The organism is Pseudomonas sessilinigenes, assembly GCF_003850565.1.
In the GTDB taxonomy this organism is placed as follows: domain Bacteria; phylum Pseudomonadota; class Gammaproteobacteria; order Pseudomonadales; family Pseudomonadaceae; genus Aquipseudomonas; species Aquipseudomonas sessilinigenes.
Genome location: NZ_CP027706.1, coordinates 6,140,503 through 6,161,749, shown reverse-complemented (window position 1 = coordinate 6,161,749; position 21,247 = coordinate 6,140,503). Strand labels below are relative to the sequence as shown.

Below are 21,247 nucleotides of genomic sequence, written 5' to 3'. Positions count from 1 at the left end.
GTCAGACGCCGACGGACTGGATCAGGTTGCTGGCCTGGGCCGCCTCCAGGCGGATGGCGATGAACTTGGAAGTCGGCGTATAGGTGCGGTCGCCGTAGCTCTCCAGTGGCACCAGGGGGTTGGTCTCCGGGTAGTAGGCGGCGGCCTGGCCGGCGGGGATGTCATAGGCGATCAGGGTGAAACCGCTGACCCGGCGCTCGCGGCCGTCTTCCCACAGGGACACGATGTCCACCTTCTGCCCCGGCTCGTAGCCCAGCTTGCGGATGTCCTGTTCGTTGGCGAACAGCACCTCGCGCATGCCATAGACTCCGCGATAGCGATCGTCCAGGCCGTACAGGGTGGTGTTGTACTGGTCGTGGGAACGCATGGTCTGCAGGATCAGCTGCGGCTGCTCCTTGAGCTTGCGCACCCCGGGGTTGACCAGGTCCGCGGGCAGTTCGCTGGGGGTGAACTGCGCCTTGCCGGTGGCGGTGTTCCAGCGCCGGTCGGCCGCGGGGTTACCCAGGTGGAAACCGCCGGGGTGGAGCAGCTTGAGGTTGAAGTCGCTGAAGCCCGGGATGGTATCGGCGATCAGGTCGCGGATGCGCCCGTAGTCTTCGATCACCCACAGCCAGTCGATGGGACGCGGGCCCAGGGTGGCGTTGGCGATGCCGGCGATGATCGCCGGTTCCGAGCGCAGGTGCGCCGACTTGGGCCGCAACTGGCCATGGGAGATGTGCACCATGCTGAAGGTGTCTTCCACGGTGACGCCCTGGGGGCCGTTGGCCTGGATATCGATATCGGTACGGCCCAGGCACGGCAGGATCAGCGCCTCGCGACCGGTCACCAGGTGGCTGCGGTTGAGCTTGGTGGCGATGTGCACGGTGAGCTCGCAGTTGCGCAGGGCGGCGTGGGTGCGAGGGGTGTCCGGGGTCGCCTGGGCGAAGTTGCCGCCCAGGCCGATGAACACCTTGGCCTTGCCCTGTTCCATGGCCGAGATCGCCATCACTGTGTTGTGGCCGTGCTCCCGTGGCGGCTTGAAGCCGAAGCGCGCCTCCAGGGCGTCCAGCAACTCGGTGGGCGCCAGTTCGTTGATGCCCATGGTGCGGTCGCCCTGCACGTTGCTGTGGCCCCGCACCGGCGACAGGCCGGCGCCAGGGCGGCCGATGTTGCCGCGCAGCAACAGCACGTTGATCACTTCCTGGATGGTCGGCACCGAATGGGTGTGCTGGGTCAGGCCCATGGCCCAGCACATGATCACGCGCTTGGCCTTGCGATACATGCGGGCGGCCAGTTCGATATCGGCCAGGGACAGGCCGGATTGCTCGACGATGTGGCTCCAGGACGTGGCGTCGACCTCGGCCAGGTAGCTGTCCAGGCCCGAGGTGTGTTCGGCGATGAAGGCCCGGTCGAACACCGCTTCGCCATTGCTGGCCAGGGCTTCACGCTCCCAGCGCAGGAGGAACTTGGCGATGCCGCGAAAGGCCGCCATGTCGCCGCCCAGGGCCGGACGGAAATAGGCCGAGGAGGTGGGCTCGGAGCCGTTGGTGAGCATCTCCAGCGGGTGCTGCGGATGCTGGAAGCGTTCCAGGCCACGCTCCTTGAGCGGGTTGAAGCAGATAACCTGGGCGCCGCGCTTGACCGCCTCGCGCAGCGGTTCGAGCATCCGCGGATGGTTGGTGCCGGGGTTCTGGCCGATGACGAAGATCGCGTCGGCCTGCTCCAGGTCTTGGAACACCACGGTGCCCTTGCCCACCCCGACGCTCTCGAACATGCCCACGGCGCTGGCTTCATGGCACATGTTCGAGCAGTCGGGGAAGTTGTTGGTGCCGTAGGCGCGCACGAACAGCTGGTACAGGTAGGCCGCTTCGTTGCTGGCCCGGCCCGAGGTGTAGAACTCGGCCTGGTTCGGCGAGTCCAGGCCCTTGAGGTGGCTGGCGATCAGGTCGAAGGCCTCGTCCCAGGTAGTTTCCACATAGCGGTCCTGGGTGGCGTCGTAGCGCATCGGATGGGTCAGGCGGCCCTGGTATTCGAGCCAGTAGTCGCTCTGCGCGGCCAGGGCCGAGACCGTGTACTTATTGAAGAATGCCGGGTTCACCAGGCGCCCGGTGGCTTCCCAGTTGACCGCCTTGGCGCCGTTCTCGCAGAACTTGACCATGCCGTTTTCCGGCGACTCGCCCCAGGCGCAGCCCGGGCAGTCGAAACCGCCATTCTGGTTGGTCTTGAGCATGGCGCGGATGTTCTTGAAGGCGTTCTCGCTGCCCAGCCAGTTGCGGGTCACCGCCATCAGTGCCCCCCAACCGGCGGCCGCGCCCTTGTAGGGTTTGTATCGATCAACTTCGCTCATGATATTTCTCCAATACATCGCACGCAGGGAACCGCCCGACATTCAATGGATGTCGATAGTTTCTTACTGCTCAGGCTAAATGCGATTTTGCTGGGACTGGTTATAAGCCCCGTTGTGTTTGTTTGCGTGGAGTAACTTTCGCAGCCTTTTTCGGGCCACGAATAAAGCCTATTCGGCGTCCGTGCAGGCTGTCTAATCGCAATTAATGACCAGTTGATCGAGAACCTCTATCAGGGTATTAATTCATTTAAAATCAATGTGTTGATTGAATTGTTTTGATGGTTTTGCGCTTGATAGATGTTTTTGATCAACCAGTTGTTAATAGCGATTGGACGGCCTTTTGAATGGCTCTTAATCTTGCCGCCAATAACTCGCGACAAGCGCGGCTGCACTGTCGGAGTTCAACTAATATTCAATGAGTTCGCATCGGCGACAGAGGCTGTGATGGCAGATCAAGTATTGGTGGATGGCTTTGCTCGCCGGGTCGACTATCTGCGCATGTCGGTGACTGACCGTTGCGATTTTCGTTGCGTGTATTGCATGGCCGAGGACATGCAGTTCCTGCCGCGCCAGCGCATCCTGACCCTGGAAGAGCTGTACCAGCTGGCCGAGCGTTTCGTCGCCCTGGGCACCCGCAAGATCCGCCTGACCGGTGGCGAGCCGCTGGTGCGTTCCGGGGTGGTCGAACTGTGCCGGCGCATTGCGCGGCTGCCGGGCCTGCGCGAGCTGTGCATGACCACCAACGGCTCGCAACTGGGCAAGCTGGCCGCGCCCTTGTTCGATGCCGGAGTCAAGCGCCTGAACATCAGCCTGGACAGCCTCGACCCGCAGCTGTTCCGCCAACTGACCCGCACCGGCGAGCTGTCCCAGGTGCTGGCCGGGATCGATGCGGCGAACGCCGCTGGTTTTACCCGCACCAAACTCAACTGCGTGGTGATGAAGGGCCGCAACGACCACCAGATCAACGACCTGGTGGCCTTCGCCATCGACCGTGGCCTGGACATCTCCTTCATCGAGGAGATGCCCCTGGGCGCCATCAGCGAACACAGCCGCAGCGATGCCTTCTTCTCCAGCGCCCAGGTGCGCGAGCGGATCGCCGAGCGCTACACCCTGATGGAGTCGGCGGAATCGACCCAGGGGCCGTCGCGCTACTGGCGCCTGGCCGAGGCACCGCAGATCCGCCTGGGCTTCATCTCGCCCCACAGCCACAACTTCTGCGGCACCTGCAACCGCGTGCGGCTGACCGTGGAAGGGCGCTTGCTGCTGTGCCTGGGCAACGAACACTCGATGGACCTCAAGGCCGTGCTGCGTGCCCACCCGGGCGATACCCAGCGCCTGGAACAGGCCATCGTCGAGGCCATGAAGCTCAAGCCCTATCGCCATCACTTCGAGCTCAACGATGAGGTGCAGGTAGTGCGCTTCATGAACATGACCGGCGGCTGACCGGCCCCATCCCTTGCTTGCCCGAATCGTCCAGAGGCCGTCCTTCGATGATCGTCAGATCCAAACCCAACCTGCTTGGCGTGCTGTTTTCGCTCAAGGGCTCGATCGCCAAGCGCATCGCCCTGCGCAGCCTGCTGGTGACCCTGCTGGCCGCCGCCATCGTGTTGATCGAGACCCTGCACCCGGCGTTCTTTTCCAAGGTCAACGCCACGCCCTTCACCTTGCTCGGGCTGTCGCTGTCGATCTTCATGAGCTTTCGCAACAACGCCTGCTATGACCGCTGGTACGAGGCGCGCAAGGCCCTGGGCAGTATCGTCACGGACGTGCGCTCGCTGATCCGCGAGACCCAGGTGATCGGCGATACCCAGGAGCGCGGGGCGATCCTGCGCAACCTGTGTGGTTTCGCCCATGCCCTCAAGGCCCGGCTGCGCCAGGAGGACGAGCTGGGGGCCGCGGGCACCTGGCTCAGCCAACTGCCGCCGGCGGCGACCCCGAACGTCAGCGACAACGTACTGCGCCTGGTCTCGCGCCAGTGTTCGGGCCTGGCCGAATCGGGCCGCCTGAGCGAGTGGCGCTACATGCTGATCGCCAACCTGCTGGCGGGCATGACCACGGCGCAGACCACCTGCGAGCGGATCAAGGCCACGCCGTTGCCGTTTCCCTACACCTTGCTGCTGCACCGCACCAGCTACATGTTCTGCATCCTGCTGCCCTTTGCCATGGCCGAGCCCCTGGGCTGGCTGACACCGATCTTCACCGCCATCGTCAGCTACACCTTCTTTGGCCTGGACGCCATCGGCGACGAGCTGGAAGACCCTTTCGGTCGTGACGAGAACGACCTGCCCCTGGACGCCATCGTGCGCAACATCGAGCGCGAGATCCTCGATGCCCTGGGAGCCACCGAACTGCCGCCGGTACTCGAACCGGTGGACTACGTCCTGAGCTGACCCGCCCCGGGTCGCCAGGCTTTCCCTTGCCTGAGGTTGAACATGAACGACGCTGTCGCCAGTCCCGCGTTGACCCACCTGGACGCCCAGGGCCGGGCCAACATGGTGGATGTCACTGCCAAGCCCGCCACCGACCGTGAGGCCCTGGCCGAGGCCTGGGTGCGGATGCACCCGGCCACCCTGCAATTGCTGGAGGACAACGGCCATCCCAAGGGCGACGTGTTCGCCGTGGCCCGGATCGCCGGGATCATGGCGGCGAAGAAGACCCACGAGCTGATCCCCCTGTGCCACCCCTTGCTGCTCACCAAGGTCAGCGTCGAGCTCGCCGTTGCGCCGCCGGACCGGGTACGAATCACCACCCGTTGCCGGCTCAACGGTGCCACCGGGGTCGAGCTGGAGGCGATGACCGCCGCCAGCGTCGCCGCCCTGACCATCTACGACATGTGCAAGGCGGTGGATCGCGGCATGGTCATCGAGGGCGTGCGGCTACTGGAGAAGCACGGCGGCAAGTCCGGCTCATTCATCGCAGGAGAACAGCCATGATCCTCATCAACTACTTTGCCCGCTACCGCGAACAGCTGGGCAGCGGCGGTGAGAAGCTGGCGCTGCATGCCGAGCTGCGCACGGTTGGCGATGTGCGCCGGTTGCTCATGGCCCGGGACGAGAACTGGGCTCGGGTACTGGGGGAGAACAGCCTGATGTGCGCGCTGAACCAGGACCTGTGCAAGCTCGACGCGCCCATCGAGGACTTCGACGAGATCGCCTTCTTTCCGCAAGTGACGGGGGGCTGAGGCATGGGTATCCAGGTCCAGCAACAGGCCTTCAGCCTCGATGCCTTGAATACCGCCCTGCAGGCTGGCGATCCCGCAGTGGGGGCGGTGGTGACCTTCGTCGGCTACGTCCGCGACCTGAACCTGGGGCAGGCGGTGCAGAGCCTGTTCCTCGAGCATTACCCGGGCATGACCGAGCGCTCCTTGCGGGGCATCGTGGCACAGGCCGAGCAGCGCTGGCCGCTGCTGCGGGTCGAGCTGGTGCATCGGGTCGGGCTGCTGCGGGTTGGCGAGCCGATCGTCTTCGTCGGTGTGGCCAGCGCCCATCGCCAGGCCGCTTTCGAGGCCTGTGACTTCATCATGGATTACCTGAAGACCCGTGCGCCGTTCTGGAAGCGCGAAGTCACCGACAGCGGCGAACATTGGGTCGAAGGCCGTGCGAGCGATCAGCAGGCCGCCAGCCGCTGGCAGCAACCCTGAGCACCTGCGGTAGATCTGGAACCGACTTTGGGTGGCGGGGGCGCTCGCTGCCGCTCGGCAGCGCAGGCCGTAAACCCGAATCCTCGCTATACCTGATCGAGCGCCTGCCCAAGCGGATGACAAGGTTGCGCCTTGCAGCGCGAGCAACTTCCCGCGCCACAGAAATGCCGTGCGGTCACACCGGGCTGTAGATCCGTGGCGGGCTGCGGTGGGGGACGTGGATCAGGTTGAGGTGGTGCTTGTTGGCCCACTGCACGGTCAGGGCGGTGGGCGCCGAGAGGCTGACCAGGGTGCCCAGGCGTGCCCGCACGGCCTTGTGGATCAGCTCCAGGCTGCAGCGGCTGGTGACCACGGTAAAGCCCAGGCGCGTATCGATCCCGGCGTGGAGCAGGGCGCCGATCAGCTTGTCCAGGGCGTTATGGCGGCCGATGTCTTCCTGGCACAGGCGTACCTCTCCCTGTTCATCGAAGTACAGCGCCGCATGCAGGGCGCCACTGCTGCGGGCCATGAGCTGGGCTTGCTCGATGCGCTCGCGCAGGCCCTGCAGGTGTTCCACCGGCGGCAGTGGCGTCGGTTCCAGCCCCTGTAGCTGGGGCAGGGCCTGCTCCAGGGCCTCGACTCCACACAAGCCGCAGCCGCTGGTCCCGGCCAGTTGCCGGCGATGGTCCTTGAGGGCCCAGAAGGCCCGGCTGGAAATCTGCACGTCGGCCTGGCAGGCCTGGGGGAAATGGCTCAGGCGGATGTCGTAGATCTCGTCCAGGCCGGTGACGATATCGTTGGTGATGCTGAAGCCACGGATGAAATCCTCCAGGTTGCCCGGAGACACCATCATCACTGCCTGGCTCAGGCCGTTGTAGGTGATGGCCAGGGCGGTCTCGGCGGCCAGGGGCGCATGGGCCTCTTGCGGCGAGCCGTATTCGCGATAGGCCACGCTCTGCGGCGCCGGGGCCGGTGCGTTGGCCTCGGGCTGTTGATCCGCTTGTTCGATCCGGCAAACCATGCATCCACCTCTTGCTACTGGTGCACCCGCAGGCGCGCTAAACGGTCATTCGCCCTTGATCGCAAACAGCTTGCGAGCTTCGGCGAAACACTTCTCGGCAATCGCCGACCGTGGTTCGGTCTTGCGCATCACCATGCCCAGGGGCGCCAGCACGCTGGCGTCGGGCAGGTTGATGAAGGCCAGGTTCTCGATCGGAGAATCCAGGCCGCTGTCCAGGGGCATGATCGAGCAGCAGAAGCCTTCGTGGATGGCCTGGAACAGTTGGTAGGTCGAATCGCTTTCCAGGATCGGCTGCGGGTTGAGGCCGCGGCTGCGGAAACTCAAGTCGATGGACTTGCGATAGTGCATGCCGGTGCTGAGCATGCCCAGTGGCAGTTCGGCGGCATCTTCCCAGCTCATCTCGTTGCCTTCGAAATGAAAGTGCCGGGTGTCGTACAGCAGGCCGACCCGAGTCTCGCCGATCTCGAAGAAATCCAGGTAGTTGGGATTGACGTGGTCCAGGTAGCAGACCCCGAGGTCCAGCTGGTTGTTGCCGATCTCCTCGATGATGCGGTCGGAGCTTCCGGACGACAGGCTGAACTTGAGCTCGGGAAAGCTCGCCGACAGCTTCTGCACGTAGCCGATGGGGTTGAAGCCGCTCAGGGGCACCAGGCCCAGGCGCAGGTTACCCACCAGTTGCCCGCGGCAGGCCGCGGCTTCGGCGAACAGCCCGTCGTGGGCGGCGAGCAGGGTCTTGGCCCAGGCCAGCACCCGTTCGCCGGCCTCAGTGAAACCCTCGAAACGCTGGCCCCGGGTCACCAGGATCAGGTCCAGCTCGTCCTCCAGGTTACGCAGGCGCATGGACAAGGTCGGCTGGGTGATGTGGCAGCGCGCGGCAGCCTGGCCGAAGTGGCGGGTCTGTTCCAGCGCGATCAGAAACTTCAGTTGCTTGATGTCCACAATGGCACCTGTCGTGGGAGGGTCGTCGTCAGTATTAACGCAGAGGTCCAAGCTGTGGGAAGACCCGAAGATCGTCCCGGGCTGTTCCGCCAGCCTTCAGGCCGGGGAGCCGGGGGGTGTTTCAGACAGTAGTTCAGGGCTGTTGAAATTGCTCAGCCGGGGATCGTCGGCAGCGCAGTGCAGGGGCGTCAGGCCCTGTACGCGCAGGGCCCGCAGCAAGCTGCGCTCGCCCTGGTCCCAGGCCTGGCGCAGATCGCCCAGTAGCCGCGTCGGCAACAGGCTGAACATGGGTTGCCATTGGCCGTCCTGCTGCACCATCACCGGTTGTTCGCCCGCGCTGCGGGCTTGCCACAGGGCTTCGATCAAGGCGCCATCGATGCATGGCGCATCGCAGGCCAGCACCAGCAGCCAGGGGTGCCGGGCCTGGGCCAGGCCGGCCAGGACACCGGCCAGCGGGCCGGGAAAATCCTGCTGGGCATCGGCCACCAACTGATCGGCGTAGGGCCGATACTGCTCGGCGTTGCGGTTGCAGGAAATGATCAGGTCGTCGCTCAAGGGCCGCACCACGTCGTGCACATGGGCAATCAGCGGCCGGCCGCGCCAGGGCACCAGGCCCTTGTCCCGACCGCCCATGCGTAATCCGCGTCCGCCTGCCAGCAGCAGGATCGAGCAGGGCAGGGGAGTGGCGATGGCAGGTCGGGTCGGGGTCATTGGTCACGGGCATGTCAGGTCGATGGCGGGCACGATCTCATTGTCTGTCCGCGGCGTCCAATCGGAACATTCGAATGGCTGATCGATCTGGCTTATCAGGCCCTGGCACGGGCCTGGCGACGATAGAGCGGGTCGATAATCCGGTCAGCCAGAACGATTAGACAGCCGCGCTTTGCGGCCTTTAGCCTGGGTCATGATTTTTATCTTGGCGGTCGGAGAGTGACATGAGCGTGAAGGCGGATGCGTTGTTTGTACCTTTGAATATTGCCGTGCTGACGGTCAGCGATACCCGGGAATATGCCACCGATACCTCCGGGCAGTTGCTGGTCAGCCGCTTGCTCGAAGCCGGGCATACCCTGAGCGAGCGCAACCTGCTCAAGGACGATCTGTACAAGATCCGCGCCCAGGTCGCGACCTGGATCGCCGACGAGCGCATCCAGGTGGTGCTGATCACCGGTGGCACCGGCTTCACCGGCCGCGACAGCACCCCGGAAGCCGTGGGTTGCCTGCTGGACAAGCGCATCGATGGTTTCGGCGAGTTGTTCCGCGCGATCTCGATCCTCGATATCGGCACCTCCACGGTGCAGAGCCGGGCCCTGGCCGGGCTGTCCAACGGCACCCTGGTGTGCTGCCTGCCGGGCTCCACCGGCGCTTGCCGGACCGCCTGGGAAGGCATCCTCGCCGAGCAGCTGGATGCCCGGCACCGGCCGTGCAACTTCGTTCCGCACCTCAAGCCGGTGCAGGCCTGCGAGTCCCGCGGATGAGCCAGGGCAAGCTGATGCCGGTGGAGGAGGCGCTGGCCAGCCTGCTGGCCATGGCCGATGCCCGGCAACTGGACCAGAGCCAGGAGCTGGCCCTGGACGAGGCCCGGCAGCGGGTCCTGGCCTGCGACCTGGTGGCGACCCTGGATTTGCCGCCCTGGCCCAACAGCGCCATGGACGGCTACGCCCTGGATCTTGCCCACTGGGATGGCCAGCCACTGCTGGTGGCGCAAACGGTGTTCGCCGGCCGGCCCGGTACGCCGTTGCAGCCGGGCACCTGCGCGCGGATCTTCACCGGCGCCCCGGTGCCCGCCGGCGCCGACTGCGTCGAGATGCAGGAAAACGTCGAGCTGCTGGATGATGGCCGGGTGCGTTTCACCCAGGCGCTCAAGCCGGGGCAGAACATCCGCCCCCAGGGCCAGGAGAACCGCGCCGGCCAGGTGCTGCTCGAGGCCGGCACGCGCCTTGGGCCTTTCGAGTTGGCGGTGGCCGCCGCCCAGGGCTGTACCCGGTTGCCGGTGGTGCGCAAGCCCCGGGTGGCGCTGCTGTCCACCGGTGACGAGCTGCTGGAGCCGGGCATGGCGCTGCGCGAAGGCTGTATCTACAACAGCAACCGCACCTTGCTCCGGCATTGGCTCGATGCCCTGGGCTGCGAGGTGATCGATGCCGGGATCCTGCCGGACCAGCCGCAGCAGACCCGGCTACGGCTCGAGCAACTGCAGCATGGGGCCGACCTGATCCTCACCACGGGCGGAGTGTCCGCGGGCGATGCCGACTGCCTGGGCCAGGTGCTGCGCGACAGTGGCCGGCCGCTGTTCTGGAAGCTGGCGATCAAGCCCGGCAAACCCCTGACCGTGGGCTACTTCGGCCAGGTGCCGGTGATCGGCCTGCCGGGCAACCCGGCCTCGGCCCTGGTGACTTTCGGCCTGCTGGCCCGTGCCTACCTGCTGCGCATCCAGGGCGTGGGCGAGGTCGAGCCTTTGGGCGTCATGGTGCCGGTGGCCTTCGACTGGGCCCGGGCCGGCAGCCGTCGAGAGTACCTGCGCGCACGCCTGGAGCAGGGGCAGGCGGTGCTCTACCCGAACCAGAGCTCCGGGGTGCTGCTGGGTGCCTGCTGGGCTGATGGCCTGGTGGAAATCCCCGAAGGGCGGACCCTGCAGGCCGGGGATCTGGCGCGCTTCATTCCGTTCAGCGAGCTGTTCTAGATCTTCCAGTGCCGGGCGCTCTTGGCCAGGCGCTGGCGCATCTCGCCGAGGGTCGCCACCAACTGCCGGGTCAGCAGCCGGTAGCCATCCGGCGCCGAGTGCGCCGGTGCTTCCAGGGCATTGCCCGGGCTGGCCTCCAGGGGTTTTTCCAGGCGTTGGGTAATGCCTGACTGCAGGGCCCGGGCCATGCCCACCAGGTGCATGCGGATCTGCCGGTGCTCGGCCTTGAGGCCCAGTTGCATCTGCGCCATGGCCTGGCGGTCGCCAGCATCGGGGCGGGTATTGCCGAGGATCTCCAGGGTGCTGATGCACATCCGCAGGTTGCGCTGGATGGCGTCCAGCTCAGTCATGGAGATTCGCACTTCCTTGGACACCGAAGGCATCAGCGAGCGCAGTTGCAGCATGGCGCTGTTGACCCGCCCGAGCAGCCTCAGGTGCTCGTCGTCGGTCACCGATTGGCCCTTGATGATCCGTCCGTACAACTGCGCGCAGTCGCGCAGGGCGCTGGCCAGGTTGTAGCGCCAGGAATACACCGCGTACAGCGGGATGGCGAAGGAAAACGCCAGGGCCAGGGCGATGCCGATCAGGATATCCACCGCCCGCCACAGGCCATCGCTGACCTGGTTGTCGCCATGGCCGGCGACGATGAACACGGTGATCGCGGCCAGCAGCGCGGTGTAGCCACCCTTGCCGATGGCGTGGTAGGAGAAATAACCGCAGACCGCCGACATGCCCAGGTAAGTCAGCCAGGGCTGGCCGAAGTACGCCTGCTGCACGATCAGCAGCAGGCCGACCCCGGCGCCCACCAGGGTACCGATGGCCCGCTCGGTGGCTTTCTTGCCGATGTTGCCGTGGTGCTGCAGGCCGCCGATCACCACCAGCATGGTCACCGAGGCCCATTCGCCGTGGGGCAGGTTCAGGCCGGTGGTCAGGAGGATCGTGGCGATCAGCCCGAGGGCCACCCGCACTGCGTGGATCAGCCGCGCATGGCGGTAGCGCCGGTACGGGTCGAGCACTGGCCGCAGCAGATGGCGCAGCCAGGAGGGCAGGCGTGTGCCCCGCAGGTGTTTGAACGGGCCCAGACCGGTTTCTCCTGTGGTGGGTGAAAGGCAGCGAGTGGGGGGAGCCTGCCAGGCAGGCCCCCGGGCCTTGCTAGAAAATGTAGTCGGTGGTCAGGAAGCTGGAGTCACGGTTGCGGATGATGTCGCTGATCAGTTCCTTGTTGCGCGCCTGGAACTTGGTGGCCACCAGGGTGCGGATCGAGAAGGTGCGCAGCGCGTCATGGACCGACAGCGTGCCCTCGGCGGAGTTCTTGCGGCCGTTGAAGGGGAAGGTGTCCGGGCCGCGCTGGCATTGTGCGTTGATATTGATCCGTCCCACCTGGTTGGCGAAGGCGTCCACCAGCTTGCCGATTTGCGCCGGGTCACTGCCGAACAGGCTCAGTTGCTGGCCGAAGTCCGACTCCAGCACGTAGTCGATCACCGTCTCCAGATCGCGATAGGGCACGATGGGCACCACCGGGCCGAACTGCTCCTCGTGGTACACGCGCATCTGCGGGTTCACCGGGTACAGCACCGCCGGGTAGAAGAACGAGGCGCGGGACACGCCGCCATCGGGGTTCACCACCTGCGCGCCATGGGCCTGGGCATCGGCCACCAGGCCCTGCAGGTAGTCGACCTTGGTGTTCTCCGGCAGTGGGGTCAGGGCCACGCCGGGCTCCCAGGGCATGCCCGGCTTGAGGCTTTGCAGCTTGGCATTGAATTGCTCGATGAAGCGTTGCACCACCGCTTCGTGGACGAACAGGATCTTCAACGCGGTGCAGCGCTGGCCGTTGAACGACAAGGCACCGGTCAGGGCTTCGCTGACGGCGTTGTCCAGGTCGGCATCGGGCAGCACGATTCCCGGGTTCTTCGCGTCCAGGCCCAGGGCCGCGCGCAGGCGGTGCGGCTTGGGGTGGAGTTTCTTCAGGTCGCTGGCGGCCTTGTTGGTACCGATGAAGGCGAAGATGTCCACCTTGCCGCTGGCCATCAGGGCGCTGACGGTCTCGCGGCCGCTGCCGTAGATGACGTTGATCACCCCGGCCGGGAAGCTGTCGCGGAACGCCTCCAGCAATGGGCGGATCAGCAGCACGCCGAGCTTGGCCGGCTTGAACACCACGGTGTTGCCCATGATCAGCGCCGGGATCAGGGTGGTGAAGGTCTCGTTGAGCGGGTAGTTGTAGGGCCCCATGCACAAGGCCACGCCCAGGGGCACGCGGCGGATCTGGCCGAGGGTGTCCTGCTCCAGTTCGAAGCGGCTGGAACGCCGGTCCAGCTCCTTGAGCGCGCCGATGGTGTCGACGATGTAGTCGCAGGTGCGGTCGAACTCTTTCTCCGAGTCCTTGAGGTTCTTGCCGATCTCCCACATCAACAGCTTGACCACCGCCGTGCGCTGCTCGCGCATGCGCGCCAGGAAGGCTTCCACATGCTGGATGCGCTCGGCCACGCGCATCGTTGGCCAGGCGCCCTGGCCCCGGTCGTAGGCGCGCACGGCGGCGTCCAGGGCCTGCAGTGCGGTGTCGGCATCCAGCAACGGGGTACTGCCGAGGATCACCTGCTGGTCGCCGTCGGCGCCTGTGAGGTAGATCGGGCTGCGGACCTGGGCCAGGGGGCCGTTCCAGATACGCAGCTGGCCATCCACCAGGTAGTCGCGTTGCTCCACCGGGTCGGGCAGGCGATAGGCTTCGGGGATGTCGCTGGCGGCTGGAAACAGGTTGCTGAGGACTTTGGCTGTGGTCATGACTCTACCCCGTGTTGGAAATGGCTCTGGCGCGGATGACGGGCGATTCGTCGTTCCTGGGTTTATCAGGCCGTTGAAAAACTGCCTGCGTTGCCATCGCTGCGTTGAAAACAGGCTGGTGCGCCAGCCCGGTCAAAATGCTCATTTACCACGGGTAAACTGCGCTTTTCGCCTGTTTTCGCCTTGCGCTGGCTGCCTCGCCTAGGTTTTTCAACGGTCTGTTATACGCCTGAACGGCCGGGTTCTTCAGCAGTTTCTGCGCTCGGCCGGCAGGCGGTCATGGTTCGAGATTAAACGTTTCAGCGAATGCCCGGCAACTGTTCTCGGCGGCCTGCGCCAAGCCTTGGCCGCAGGCTGTTCGAGCACAGGCCGGGCGCTCTGGCCGGCTGTCCGGCCAAGTCCCCTTGGCTGGCCGCCAATGCCCTCAACCCGGGGACGCCGGTGCCTTAGTGTTGCCCTGTGAGGTGGGTCCCGTGGCCGGGATCGACCCTTTGCCCGGCTGCCCCGAGGACTGCCTATGCCCAGCGTCACCCTTGCGTTTTCCCCCCCGTTGCGGCGCTTGCTCGCCCCAGCCTGTCGCGGCGCCCTGGTACTGGCCCTGGGCTTGTCCCTGGGCGCTTGCGGCGATGCCGAGCCGCCGGCGCCCGGGCGCCTTGACGCGGCCCGCCAGAGCCCGGCCGACCCGGACCTGGCGCGGATCTACGACAGCAGCTGCAAGCTGTGCCATGCCAACCCGGCTTCCGGCGCGCCGCTGGCCGGCGATGCCAAGGCCTGGGCCCCGCGGCTGGCCCAGGGCGCCGATACCCTGCTGGACCACAGCATCAACGGTTACCAGGGCATGCCGCCCATGGGCCAGTGCATGCAGTGTTCCGAAGAGCAGTTCCTGGCGCTGATCAGCTTTATGTCCGGCCATTCATTCCAATAAAAATACAAGGTCACCTTCCATGGTCATGCACCTCTCTCGCCGTCGCCTGTTGCAAGGGGCCGGCGCCCTCGGCGCATTCACCGCGCTGTGCAGCAACCCGCTGATGGCCGAACTGGTCCGCGCCCCGCGGCTGATTCCCTGGCGCAACTGGTCCGGCGCGCAAAGCTGCCTGCCCGAGGCACGCCTGGCGCCCAAGGACCTGGACGAGCTGGTCCAGGTGATCCGCAAGGCCCCGGGCAAGATCCGCCCGGTGGGCTCGGGGCACTCCTTCAGCGCCCTGGTGCCCACTGACGGCACCTTGCTGTCCCTGGCCTATTTCAACGGCCTGCTGGAGCACGATCCCAAGACCCTGCAGGCGGAGTTCGCCGGCGGTACGCCGATGTCGCTCATGGGGCCGGCGCTCAAGGAGGTGGGGCAGGCCCTGTGGAACATGGCCGACATCGACTACCAGACCCTGGCCGGGGCGATTGCCACTTCGACCCATGGCACCGGGGTCGGCTTCGGTTCCTATTCGAGCCAGGTCTGCGGGTTGCAACTGGTGACCGCCGCCGGCCAGGTGCTGGACTGCGACCGCCAGCGTAACGCCGAGGTGTTCCATGCCGCGCGGGCGTCACTGGGGGCGCTGGGGGTGACGACCCGGGTGCGCTTGCAGAACCGCGAGGCCTATCGCCTGCGGGAGAAGCAGTGGATCGCCAAGACCGACGAACTGCTGGAGGACATGGACCACCTGACCCGCAGCAACCAGCACTGGGAAATGCTCGTGGTCACCCATTCCGACTACGCCCTGGCGGTGGCGCTGAACGAAACCACGGACCCGGCCACCCCGCCTCGCGATCCGGCCGAGGAGGGCGGCAACGAGTTCGTCAGCCTGATCGAGAACCTGGACAAGTACGTGAGCGATTTTCCCGACACCCGGCGCCACCTGCTCAACAGCCTGCGCTGGTTGGCGAGCTTCGACGAACGGGTGGGCGATTCCTTCCAGGTCTACGCCAACGTGCGCAGCGTGCGCTTCAACGAGATGGAGTACTCGGTGCCGGCGCACTTGGGGCCGGCCTGCCTGCGCGAGATCCTCGCACTGATCCATGACAAGGACCTGCGCACCTGGTTTCCCATCGAGTACCGCTACGTCAAGGCCGACGACATTCCCCTGAGCATGTTCGAGGGGCGCGACAGTTGCTCGATCTCGGTGCACCAGCACTACAGCATGGACCACCACAACTTCTTCGCCGCGGTGGAGCCGATCTTCTGGAAATACCAGGGGCGCCCACACTGGGGCAAGCACCACAGCCTCAACGCCCGCAACCTCCAGGCGCTGTACCCGCAATGGCAGGCTTTCGCCAAGGTACGCCAGGAGCTGGACCCACGCGGCACATTCATCAACGCCCACCTGGCCTCGGTGCTGGGGGTGGCATGAAGCGGAGATCAGAACCATGAACCGTCGTCGTTTCATGGCCGGCACCCTGGGTGCCGGCGTCTTGTTGGCGGGTGTCGGCGCCTGGCTGCGGCCGGGCGAGCGGGGCGCGCCCTACGATGCCTATTTCGCCGGGCTCAATCGCGAGCTCAAGGCCAACGGGCCGATGCAGCCGGTGATGCTGATCGACCTCGATCGCCTGGACCACAACATCGACGTGGTCATGCAATCGGTGCAGCGCGGCGGCAAGCAACTGCGCCTGGTGGAGAAATCACTGCCGTCGCCCGGGCTGCTGGCCTATATCGCCCAGCGTGCCGGGACCCGGCGCTTGATGTCGTTCCATCAGCCGTTTCTCAACCACGATGCCCAGGTCTTCGCCGACGCCGACATCCTCCTGGGCAAGCCGCTGCCGGTGCGCGCCGCCGAATTGTTCTACCAGCAGCACCAGGGCCCGTTCGATCCGGCCCGGCAACTGCAATGGCTGCTGGACACTCCCGAGCGCCTGCAGCAATACCTGGCGCTGGCCCAGGGCCTGGGCACCAGGATGCGCATCAATATCGAACTGGATGTGGGCCTGCACCGTGGCGGGGTGGCGGACAACGCGGCCCTGGGGCAGATGCTGGCGTTGATCGCCGCTCACCCGCAGCACCTGGAGTTCGCCGGGTTCATGGGGTACGACCCGTTCGTCGACATGGGCGTGCCGGGGATTCTCGGCTCGCCGGAAAGTCTGTTCGCCAAGGTCATGGCGATCTACACAGGCTTCGTCGATTTCACCCGCCAGCAGTACCCGGCGCTATGGCACGCGGGTCTGACCCTGAACACTGCCGGTAGCCCCAGCTATCGGCGGCACGAGCAGGAATCCCTGAGCACCGAGGTCTCGGTGGGCACGGCGATGCTCAAGCCCAGCCACTACGACCTGCCATCCCTGGAACAGCACCAGCCGGCGGCGTTCATCGCCACCCCGGTGCTCAAGAGCACCGGGCCGGTGCGGATCCCGGCCCTGGATGACAAGTCACGGCTGTTGTCCTGGTGGGACAGTAACCAGCGCGAGACCTTCTTCATCTACGGCGGGCACTGGCTGGCGGATTTCGAATCGCCAGCGGGGTTGCAGAGCAACGACCTGTTCGGTCGCAGCTCCAACCAGGAAATGGTCAATGGCTCAAGCTCCGTGGGCCTGGCGGTGGACGACCATATCTTCCTGCGCCCGCACCAGAGCGAAGCGGTGCTGCTGCAGTTCGGCGACCTGCTGGCCCTGCGCGGCGGGCGTATTGTCGAGCGCTGGCCGGTCTACGCCTGACCCCCATGGCGCGGCTACACAAAGCCTGTAGCCGCTGTCGAGCCACGGCGAGGTTGCGCCAAGGTCCGCAGGACCTTCAGCGATGCCAAGACCGCCTTGGCCCTGCGGGCCATGCGCAGCCTGAGGCAGCGGCTACACGAAACCTGTAGCCGCCCGCGGGTTTACAAGGCGAAAGGAATGGTCAGCTTGGCCCACAACATGTCGCCCTCGGGGCGGTTCTCCACATCGAACTCCTTGGCCCAGCGGATCTCGGCGCTGGCGTATTTGAGAAACCGCAGGTGCAGCGCCGGGCCGATGGCGAACACCTGGCCGCGCACGCCGTCGCTGACGTCCTCACCCATGAAGGTCACGGTCTTGCCGAACTGCTTGTCGTCGGTGGTCTGCTTCAGGTAGTAGCCGTTGAGCCCCAGGCTCAGGTCATCGGTCACCCGGTAGCTGGCCGAGTAGTCGAAGTGGAAGATCTGCCCGGAGCGGTAGTGAGTGGCGTGGTTCTCCTTGTTGAAGCTGTAGGTGCTCTTGAGCGACAGCTCGGTGCGCTCGGTGGGCAGCCAGGTCATGGAGAACAGCGGCTTGTAGGTGGTGAAGTTGTTGCTGGTGTTGGCCATCCGCTCCTTGTCGTATTCCCCCGTGGGCAGGGTCACCTCCACGGCGGCGGCCAGGGTCAGGTCGGGGCCCATGTCCCAGAGGATGATCGGCGCCAGGGTGGTGTCGCCCATGCTCTCGCGGCGGTCGCTCTGGCCGAACATCGCCACTTGCTGGCGCAGGTAGGGCTGGGCTGCGTAGCCCCCCAGGCGCCCGCCGAAGATGCGTATCGGGCTGAGGTAGTCCAGGCGCGGGATGATCGCGTCGGAGGTGATCTTGACCCCCGGGACCTTCCCGCCCATGGAGCTGATGTCGAGCTTCTTCGCCTGGTAGTGGTTGTAGTAGAGGTTGAAGGAGAACATGTGGTCCGGAAGCTGGTCGGACCCTAGCGGCAGGACGTAGAAACCGTCGGTGCCGGGACCTATGTTGTCGACGCCGGACTCGGTGGCCTGGGCGCTCACGCAGCAAGTAGCCAGGACCAGGGCCAGGCCTGGGCGCAGGGGGAAACTGGGACGGGTCGGGTGCATGGTTGGGCTCATTCTTATTGTTAGTAGGAGGGCTGCGGCGGGGGCACCGGCCGCCCCATAGAAATAAGCCCTGGCTGGCCCGCGGGGCAGGGTATTGGCGGCCACTCAGGGGGACTTTGTCGGACACTTTGCAATGCCTTGTTACATTCCTCCGCCAAAGCCTGTGGGAAGGGATATGCTTGGCCTGGCCGGTGCAGCCTTGGCAGCGGTGTTGTCCCGACAATAAGAACAGCCGCCCTAGCGGCCCGGAATCGCCTCCATGAACAAAGCCGTCGATCCCCATGACCAGCTGGCACTGGTGTCTCCTTTTCTGTTGCAGACCCTGGCCGATGTCGCCAACGACAAGGGCATCAGCGCCGAGCGCCTGTGCCGTGGCCTGGGCTTCACCCTGGACGACCTGCAGGACCCGACCCTGCGCATCTCCTACCGCCAGGCGGTGGCGATGATCGAACGGGCCCTGGACGCGTTGCCCCAGCAAGGGCTGGGGCTGTGGGTCGGCAGCCGCAACGTGCTGGGCACCCTGGGCCTGCTGGGCCATGCCCTGTCCCTGTGCCGGACCCTGGGCGACGCCTTCGAACTGGGCATCCGCCACCAGCACACCTCGGGCACCATCGTTAGTGCCGATATCGGGCGCCAGGGCGAGGAGTTCTTCGTCGAACTGCAATGCCGGTTGCCCTACGGCGAGGTGCAGATTTTCGCCGCCGAGGAGTTCTTCGCCAGCTTGCTGATCTATGGCCGGGCGCTGTTGAGCGCCGACTTCCAGGCGTTGCGGGTGGAGTTCATGCATGCCGCGCCGGCCTATGCCGGGCTCTACACCCAGTTGCTGGGACCGAACGTGCACTTCGGTTGCCTGCACGCGCGCATGGTGATCGAGGCCCGCTGGTTGCAGGCGCGGTTGCCCAACCACCATCCGGTGGCGCTGCGCCAGGCCCTCAAGCTACTGGAGCTGGAAAGCGCCCAGGTGCACCAGAAGATGGACCTGATCCAGGCGGTGGAGCGGGCCTTGTCCCGGGATTTGCGCTCCGGCAGCCATATCGAGCAGGTGGCGGGGGACCTGAACATGAGCGGGCGCACCCTGCGCCGGCGCCTGACCGAGCACGGCCTGACCTTCGAGACCTTGCTGGAACGGGTGCGCCAGGCGCGGACCCTGAACCTGCTGGGCAACCCCGAACTGTCCATCGAGCGCATCACCGAAGAGGTGGGCTACAGCGACGTGCGCAGCTTTCGCCGGGCCTTCAAGCGCTGGACCGGCCTGAGCCCCAGCGCCTTTCGCGACGAAGCGGCGTTGCATTGAGCGGGGCTGGCGTTTCTGCGGCCGCTGCGTGCCCGTACGCAACCTGCGGCAGCGGCTACATGAATCCGGTGTAGCCGCTGTCGAGCCATGGCGAGGCTGCGTCAAGGGCCGCAGGCCCTTCAGCAATCGTAAGATCCAGGTGATCCTGCGGGTCGCGCACGGCCTGCGGCGGCGGTAAACTCCGTGCTTTCATTCAGGAGTTCCCATGAGTTACTACCAGTCCGGCATCCTCGCTGCCCCCGTTCCGTCCCAGGCCCGCCATCTGTTTTTCGCCCTCGAGTCCATCGCGGCGTTGCCCCAGGCGCTCGACCAATTGCTGGCGCGGATCGATGGCGCCAGCGCCGTGGCCGGGTTCGGTGCCTCGCTGGTCAAGGCCCTGGGGGCTCGTGTGCAAGGACTGAAGGCCTTCCCAGGACTGACCGGGGTCGGCGTCGATAACCCTTCGACCCAGCACGCCCTGTGGGTCTGGCTGCATGGCGACGAACGTGGCGAGCTGATGCACCGCAGCAACGAACTGGAGGCCGCGCTGGCCCCGGCCTTTCGCCTGGTGCAGATGAACGAGGCCTTCCGCCACAAGACCGGCCACGACCTGACCGGCTACGAAGATGGCACCGAAAATCCCGAGGACGAAGCCGCCGTGGCCGCGGCCCTGGCCAATGGCGACGCTGGCCTGCGTGGTGGCAGTTTTGCCGCGATCCAGCAGTGGCAGCACGACTTCAAGGGCTTTGCCGCGATGCACTCCCAGGAGCGCGACCACATCATCGGGCGACGCTTGAGCGATAACGAAGAGCTGGAAGATGCGCCGGAGTCGGCCCACGTCAAGCGTACGGCCCAGGAAAGCTTCACCCCCGAAGCCTTCCTCGTACGGCGCTCGATGCCATGGATCGAAGGTGACAAGGGCGGCCTGATGTTCCTTGCCTTTGGTCACTCCTTCAGCGCCTTCGAAGCCCAGCTGCGGCGCATGAGCGGCCTGGAGGACGGCATCGTCGATGGCTTGTACCGCATGAGCCGGCCGCTCACCGGTGGCTACTACTGGTGCCCGCCATTGCTGGACGGCAAGCTCGACCTGCGCGCCCTGCAAGCGGCCTGACCGGCCGGATCATCGCCACCCGCTCGGGTGGCGATTGGGTTGCGGCGAGCCTGGCCAGTGCAAGCTTCATTCGATCGGCAGGTGCGATTGGACGTCCATGGCGTCATGCAGCAACCTGATCACCTCGATCAGGTCGTTATCGATTACCCGGTAGAACAGGATGTGGCGTGGTCGCTTGACCAGGCCTGATTGTCCCTGGCTGCGTCCTCGAGAATGGAGCAGGTGGTAGCTACGCAATCCGGGCGTCAGGTCGTTGCGTTCATGACTGCCCAAGCGCAGGGGGGCGGTGGCGAGGTCCTGTAGCGCTCCGAGGAGCAAGTCCTGGTAGCGGATCCGGGCCTGTTCGCCAAAGTGCTTCTGGGAAAACCTCAGGGCATCGACGATATCGCTTCGGGCTGTGTCGGCGATCCGATACCTGGCCACCTCAATGTTTCTCTTGTTCCGTGGCGGCGGCCTCCAGCCCCAGTTCAGCAAGGTAATGCTGCAACTGGCCTTCGTGAATTTCTGTGAATCGTCCATGTTCCAGGTCGGTCATGCCGGTCGTGGTTGCGTGCCGCAGCGCTTCGATTTTTGCCGCATCCTCGGCCAGGCGTTGTTGCAGCAGGCGTAGGCCTTCACGCAGCACCTCGCTGGCGTTCTGGTAGTGGCCGGTCTTGACCAGGTTGTTGATGAGTTGTTCCTGCTGTGCAGTAAGGACAACGTTACGAGTCGGCATGGCCTGTTCCCGCTCAGAGTGGTGATCGAAGTGATTGGCATATTAT

General features: G+C 65.5%; 21 protein-coding genes. 12 read left to right on the top strand and 9 right to left on the bottom strand.

Features of this window, described 5'->3' with window-relative positions; all coding sequences use genetic code 11:
• Window position 1 precedes the first annotated feature (1 nt).
• Window positions 2-2,326: an FdhF/YdeP family oxidoreductase gene (locus C4K39_RS28105; protein WP_124348001.1), complete on the bottom strand. Its 2,325-nt coding sequence runs from the start codon at window positions 2,324-2,326 to the stop codon at window positions 2-4.
• Between the two features lie 444 nt (window positions 2,327-2,770).
• Here C4K39_RS28105 and moaA point away from each other — a divergent pair, with 444 nt between their 5' ends.
• Genes moaA through moaE form a run of 5 tightly spaced genes read left to right on the top strand, consistent with a single transcriptional unit; the run spans window position 2,771 to window position 5,966 of the window.
• On the top strand, window positions 2,771-3,769 hold the full coding sequence (gene moaA, locus C4K39_RS28100) for a GTP 3',8-cyclase MoaA (protein ID WP_022639468.1): 999 nt from the start codon (window positions 2,771-2,773) through the stop codon (window positions 3,767-3,769).
• Window positions 3,770-3,816: 47 nt separating this feature from the next.
• The gene (locus C4K39_RS28095) at window positions 3,817-4,716 is read left to right on the top strand and encodes a bestrophin family protein (protein WP_124348000.1); all 900 of its coding nucleotides are present in this window, start codon (window positions 3,817-3,819) and stop codon (window positions 4,714-4,716) included.
• 42 nt (window positions 4,717-4,758) lie between these two features.
• Entirely contained in the window at window positions 4,759-5,259 is a 501-nt protein-coding gene (gene moaC, locus C4K39_RS28090; protein WP_124347999.1) for a cyclic pyranopterin monophosphate synthase MoaC, read from the top strand.
• Window positions 5,256-5,507 (top strand): MoaD/ThiS family protein, encoded by a 252-nt coding sequence (locus C4K39_RS28085; RefSeq protein ID WP_022639465.1) that lies wholly within the window; start codon window positions 5,256-5,258, stop codon window positions 5,505-5,507. Before moaC ends, C4K39_RS28085 begins: the two co-directional genes overlap by 4 nt.
• 3 nt (window positions 5,508-5,510) lie before the next feature.
• The gene (gene moaE, locus C4K39_RS28080; protein ID WP_022639464.1) at window positions 5,511-5,966 is read left to right on the top strand and encodes a molybdopterin synthase catalytic subunit MoaE; all 456 of its coding nucleotides are present in this window, start codon (window positions 5,511-5,513) and stop codon (window positions 5,964-5,966) included.
• A 175-nt stretch (window positions 5,967-6,141) separates the two neighbouring features.
• Here moaE and fdhD read toward each other — a convergent pair whose 3' ends face one another.
• From fdhD to mobA, 3 genes are all read right to left on the bottom strand, one after another.
• Window positions 6,142-6,966, bottom strand: coding sequence for a formate dehydrogenase accessory sulfurtransferase FdhD (fdhD, locus tag C4K39_RS28075; protein WP_124347998.1), 825 nt, complete (start codon window positions 6,964-6,966; stop codon window positions 6,142-6,144).
• 45 nt (window positions 6,967-7,011) lie between these two features.
• Complete coding sequence (locus tag C4K39_RS28070) at window positions 7,012-7,905, bottom strand: LysR family transcriptional regulator (RefSeq protein ID WP_022639462.1); 894 nt, start codon at window positions 7,903-7,905, stop codon at window positions 7,012-7,014.
• 96 nt (window positions 7,906-8,001) lie between these two features.
• On the bottom strand, window positions 8,002-8,616 hold the full coding sequence (gene mobA / locus C4K39_RS28065; protein ID WP_022639461.1) for a molybdenum cofactor guanylyltransferase MobA: 615 nt from the start codon (window positions 8,614-8,616) through the stop codon (window positions 8,002-8,004).
• A 224-nt stretch (window positions 8,617-8,840) separates the two neighbouring features.
• Between mobA and moaB the strand changes: the two genes are divergently transcribed.
• Window positions 8,841-9,380, top strand: coding sequence for a molybdenum cofactor biosynthesis protein B (gene moaB / locus C4K39_RS28060; protein ID WP_022639460.1), 540 nt, complete (start codon window positions 8,841-8,843; stop codon window positions 9,378-9,380).
• On the top strand, window positions 9,377-10,582 hold the full coding sequence (locus C4K39_RS28055) for a molybdopterin molybdotransferase MoeA (RefSeq protein WP_124347997.1): 1,206 nt from the start codon (window positions 9,377-9,379) through the stop codon (window positions 10,580-10,582). Before moaB ends, C4K39_RS28055 begins: the two co-directional genes overlap by 4 nt.
• Here C4K39_RS28055 and C4K39_RS28050 read toward each other — a convergent pair.
• Both C4K39_RS28050 and C4K39_RS28045 read right to left on the bottom strand, forming a co-directional pair.
• Window positions 10,579-11,619 (bottom strand): FUSC family protein, encoded by a 1,041-nt coding sequence (locus tag C4K39_RS28050; RefSeq protein ID WP_124347996.1) that lies wholly within the window; start codon window positions 11,617-11,619, stop codon window positions 10,579-10,581. The genes C4K39_RS28055 and C4K39_RS28050 overlap by 4 nt on opposite strands.
• 115 nt (window positions 11,620-11,734) lie before the next feature.
• Window positions 11,735-13,360 carry an NADP-dependent glyceraldehyde-3-phosphate dehydrogenase gene (locus C4K39_RS28045; RefSeq protein ID WP_053131239.1) on the bottom strand — a complete coding sequence of 542 codons (1,626 nt, stop codon included), beginning with the start codon at window positions 13,358-13,360 and terminating at the stop codon, window positions 11,735-11,737.
• A 517-nt stretch (window positions 13,361-13,877) separates the two neighbouring features.
• Between C4K39_RS28045 and C4K39_RS28040 the strand changes: the two genes are divergently transcribed.
• The 3 genes from C4K39_RS28040 (at window position 13,878) to C4K39_RS28030 (ending at window position 16,993) form a co-directional block, all read left to right on the top strand.
• Complete coding sequence (locus C4K39_RS28040; protein WP_053131236.1) at window positions 13,878-14,285, top strand: c-type cytochrome; 408 nt, start codon at window positions 13,878-13,880, stop codon at window positions 14,283-14,285.
• 103 nt (window positions 14,286-14,388) lie between these two features.
• A complete protein-coding gene (locus C4K39_RS28035) occupies window positions 14,389-15,699 on the top strand; it encodes a D-arabinono-1,4-lactone oxidase (protein ID WP_437179393.1) in 1,311 nt (436 codons plus the stop codon).
• Between the two features lie 85 nt (window positions 15,700-15,784).
• Complete coding sequence (locus tag C4K39_RS28030; RefSeq protein WP_164487370.1) at window positions 15,785-16,993, top strand: DSD1 family PLP-dependent enzyme; 1,209 nt, start codon at window positions 15,785-15,787, stop codon at window positions 16,991-16,993.
• A gap of 161 nt (window positions 16,994-17,154) precedes the next feature.
• On the opposite strand, the gene C4K39_RS28025 is transcribed toward C4K39_RS28030, so the two are convergent.
• Window positions 17,155-18,102: a SphA family protein gene (locus tag C4K39_RS28025; RefSeq protein ID WP_068581153.1), complete on the bottom strand. Its 948-nt coding sequence runs from the start codon at window positions 18,100-18,102 to the stop codon at window positions 17,155-17,157.
• A gap of 259 nt (window positions 18,103-18,361) precedes the next feature.
• Between C4K39_RS28025 and C4K39_RS28020 the strand changes: the two genes are divergently transcribed.
• Both C4K39_RS28020 and C4K39_RS28015 read left to right on the top strand, forming a co-directional pair.
• A complete protein-coding gene (locus C4K39_RS28020; RefSeq protein ID WP_124347994.1) occupies window positions 18,362-19,396 on the top strand; it encodes an AraC family transcriptional regulator in 1,035 nt (344 codons plus the stop codon).
• 205 nt (window positions 19,397-19,601) lie between these two features.
• Window positions 19,602-20,486: a Dyp-type peroxidase gene (locus tag C4K39_RS28015; RefSeq protein ID WP_124347993.1), complete on the top strand. Its 885-nt coding sequence runs from the start codon at window positions 19,602-19,604 to the stop codon at window positions 20,484-20,486.
• A gap of 66 nt (window positions 20,487-20,552) precedes the next feature.
• Here C4K39_RS28015 and C4K39_RS28010 read toward each other — a convergent pair whose 3' ends face one another.
• Window positions 20,553-20,909 (bottom strand): type II toxin-antitoxin system RelE/ParE family toxin, encoded by a 357-nt coding sequence (locus C4K39_RS28010; RefSeq protein WP_124347992.1) that lies wholly within the window; start codon window positions 20,907-20,909, stop codon window positions 20,553-20,555.
• Between the two features lies 1 nt (window position 20,910).
• Window positions 20,911-21,201 (bottom strand): type II toxin-antitoxin system ParD family antitoxin, encoded by a 291-nt coding sequence (locus C4K39_RS28005; RefSeq protein WP_124347991.1) that lies wholly within the window; start codon window positions 21,199-21,201, stop codon window positions 20,911-20,913.
• Between the last annotated feature and the right edge of the window lie 46 nt (window positions 21,202-21,247).

Coding starts and splice junctions, on each gene's coding strand:
- C4K39_RS28105 (WP_124348001.1), bottom strand. CDS start 2,326: ATGAGCGAAGTTGATCGATACAAACCCTACAAGGGCGCGGCCGCCGGT.
- moaA (WP_022639468.1), top strand. CDS start 2,771: ATGGCAGATCAAGTATTGGTGGATGGCTTTGCTCGCCGGGTCGACTAT.
- C4K39_RS28095 (WP_124348000.1), top strand. CDS start 3,817: ATGATCGTCAGATCCAAACCCAACCTGCTTGGCGTGCTGTTTTCGCTC.
- moaC (WP_124347999.1), top strand. CDS start 4,759: ATGAACGACGCTGTCGCCAGTCCCGCGTTGACCCACCTGGACGCCCAG.
- C4K39_RS28085 (WP_022639465.1), top strand. CDS start 5,256: ATGATCCTCATCAACTACTTTGCCCGCTACCGCGAACAGCTGGGCAGC.
- moaE (WP_022639464.1), top strand. CDS start 5,511: ATGGGTATCCAGGTCCAGCAACAGGCCTTCAGCCTCGATGCCTTGAAT.
- fdhD (WP_124347998.1), bottom strand. CDS start 6,966: ATGGTTTGCCGGATCGAACAAGCGGATCAACAGCCCGAGGCCAACGCA.
- mobA (WP_022639461.1), bottom strand. CDS start 8,616: ATGACCCCGACCCGACCTGCCATCGCCACTCCCCTGCCCTGCTCGATC.
- moaB (WP_022639460.1), top strand. CDS start 8,841: ATGAGCGTGAAGGCGGATGCGTTGTTTGTACCTTTGAATATTGCCGTG.
- C4K39_RS28055 (WP_124347997.1), top strand. CDS start 9,377: ATGAGCCAGGGCAAGCTGATGCCGGTGGAGGAGGCGCTGGCCAGCCTG.
- C4K39_RS28045 (WP_053131239.1), bottom strand. CDS start 13,360: ATGACCACAGCCAAAGTCCTCAGCAACCTGTTTCCAGCCGCCAGCGAC.
- C4K39_RS28040 (WP_053131236.1), top strand. CDS start 13,878: ATGCCCAGCGTCACCCTTGCGTTTTCCCCCCCGTTGCGGCGCTTGCTC.
- C4K39_RS28035 (WP_437179393.1), top strand. CDS start 14,389: ATGGCCGAACTGGTCCGCGCCCCGCGGCTGATTCCCTGGCGCAACTGG.
- C4K39_RS28025 (WP_068581153.1), bottom strand. CDS start 18,102: ATGCACCCGACCCGTCCCAGTTTCCCCCTGCGCCCAGGCCTGGCCCTG.
- C4K39_RS28020 (WP_124347994.1), top strand. CDS start 18,362: ATGAACAAAGCCGTCGATCCCCATGACCAGCTGGCACTGGTGTCTCCT.
- C4K39_RS28015 (WP_124347993.1), top strand. CDS start 19,602: ATGAGTTACTACCAGTCCGGCATCCTCGCTGCCCCCGTTCCGTCCCAG.
- C4K39_RS28005 (WP_124347991.1), bottom strand. CDS start 21,201: ATGCCGACTCGTAACGTTGTCCTTACTGCACAGCAGGAACAACTCATC.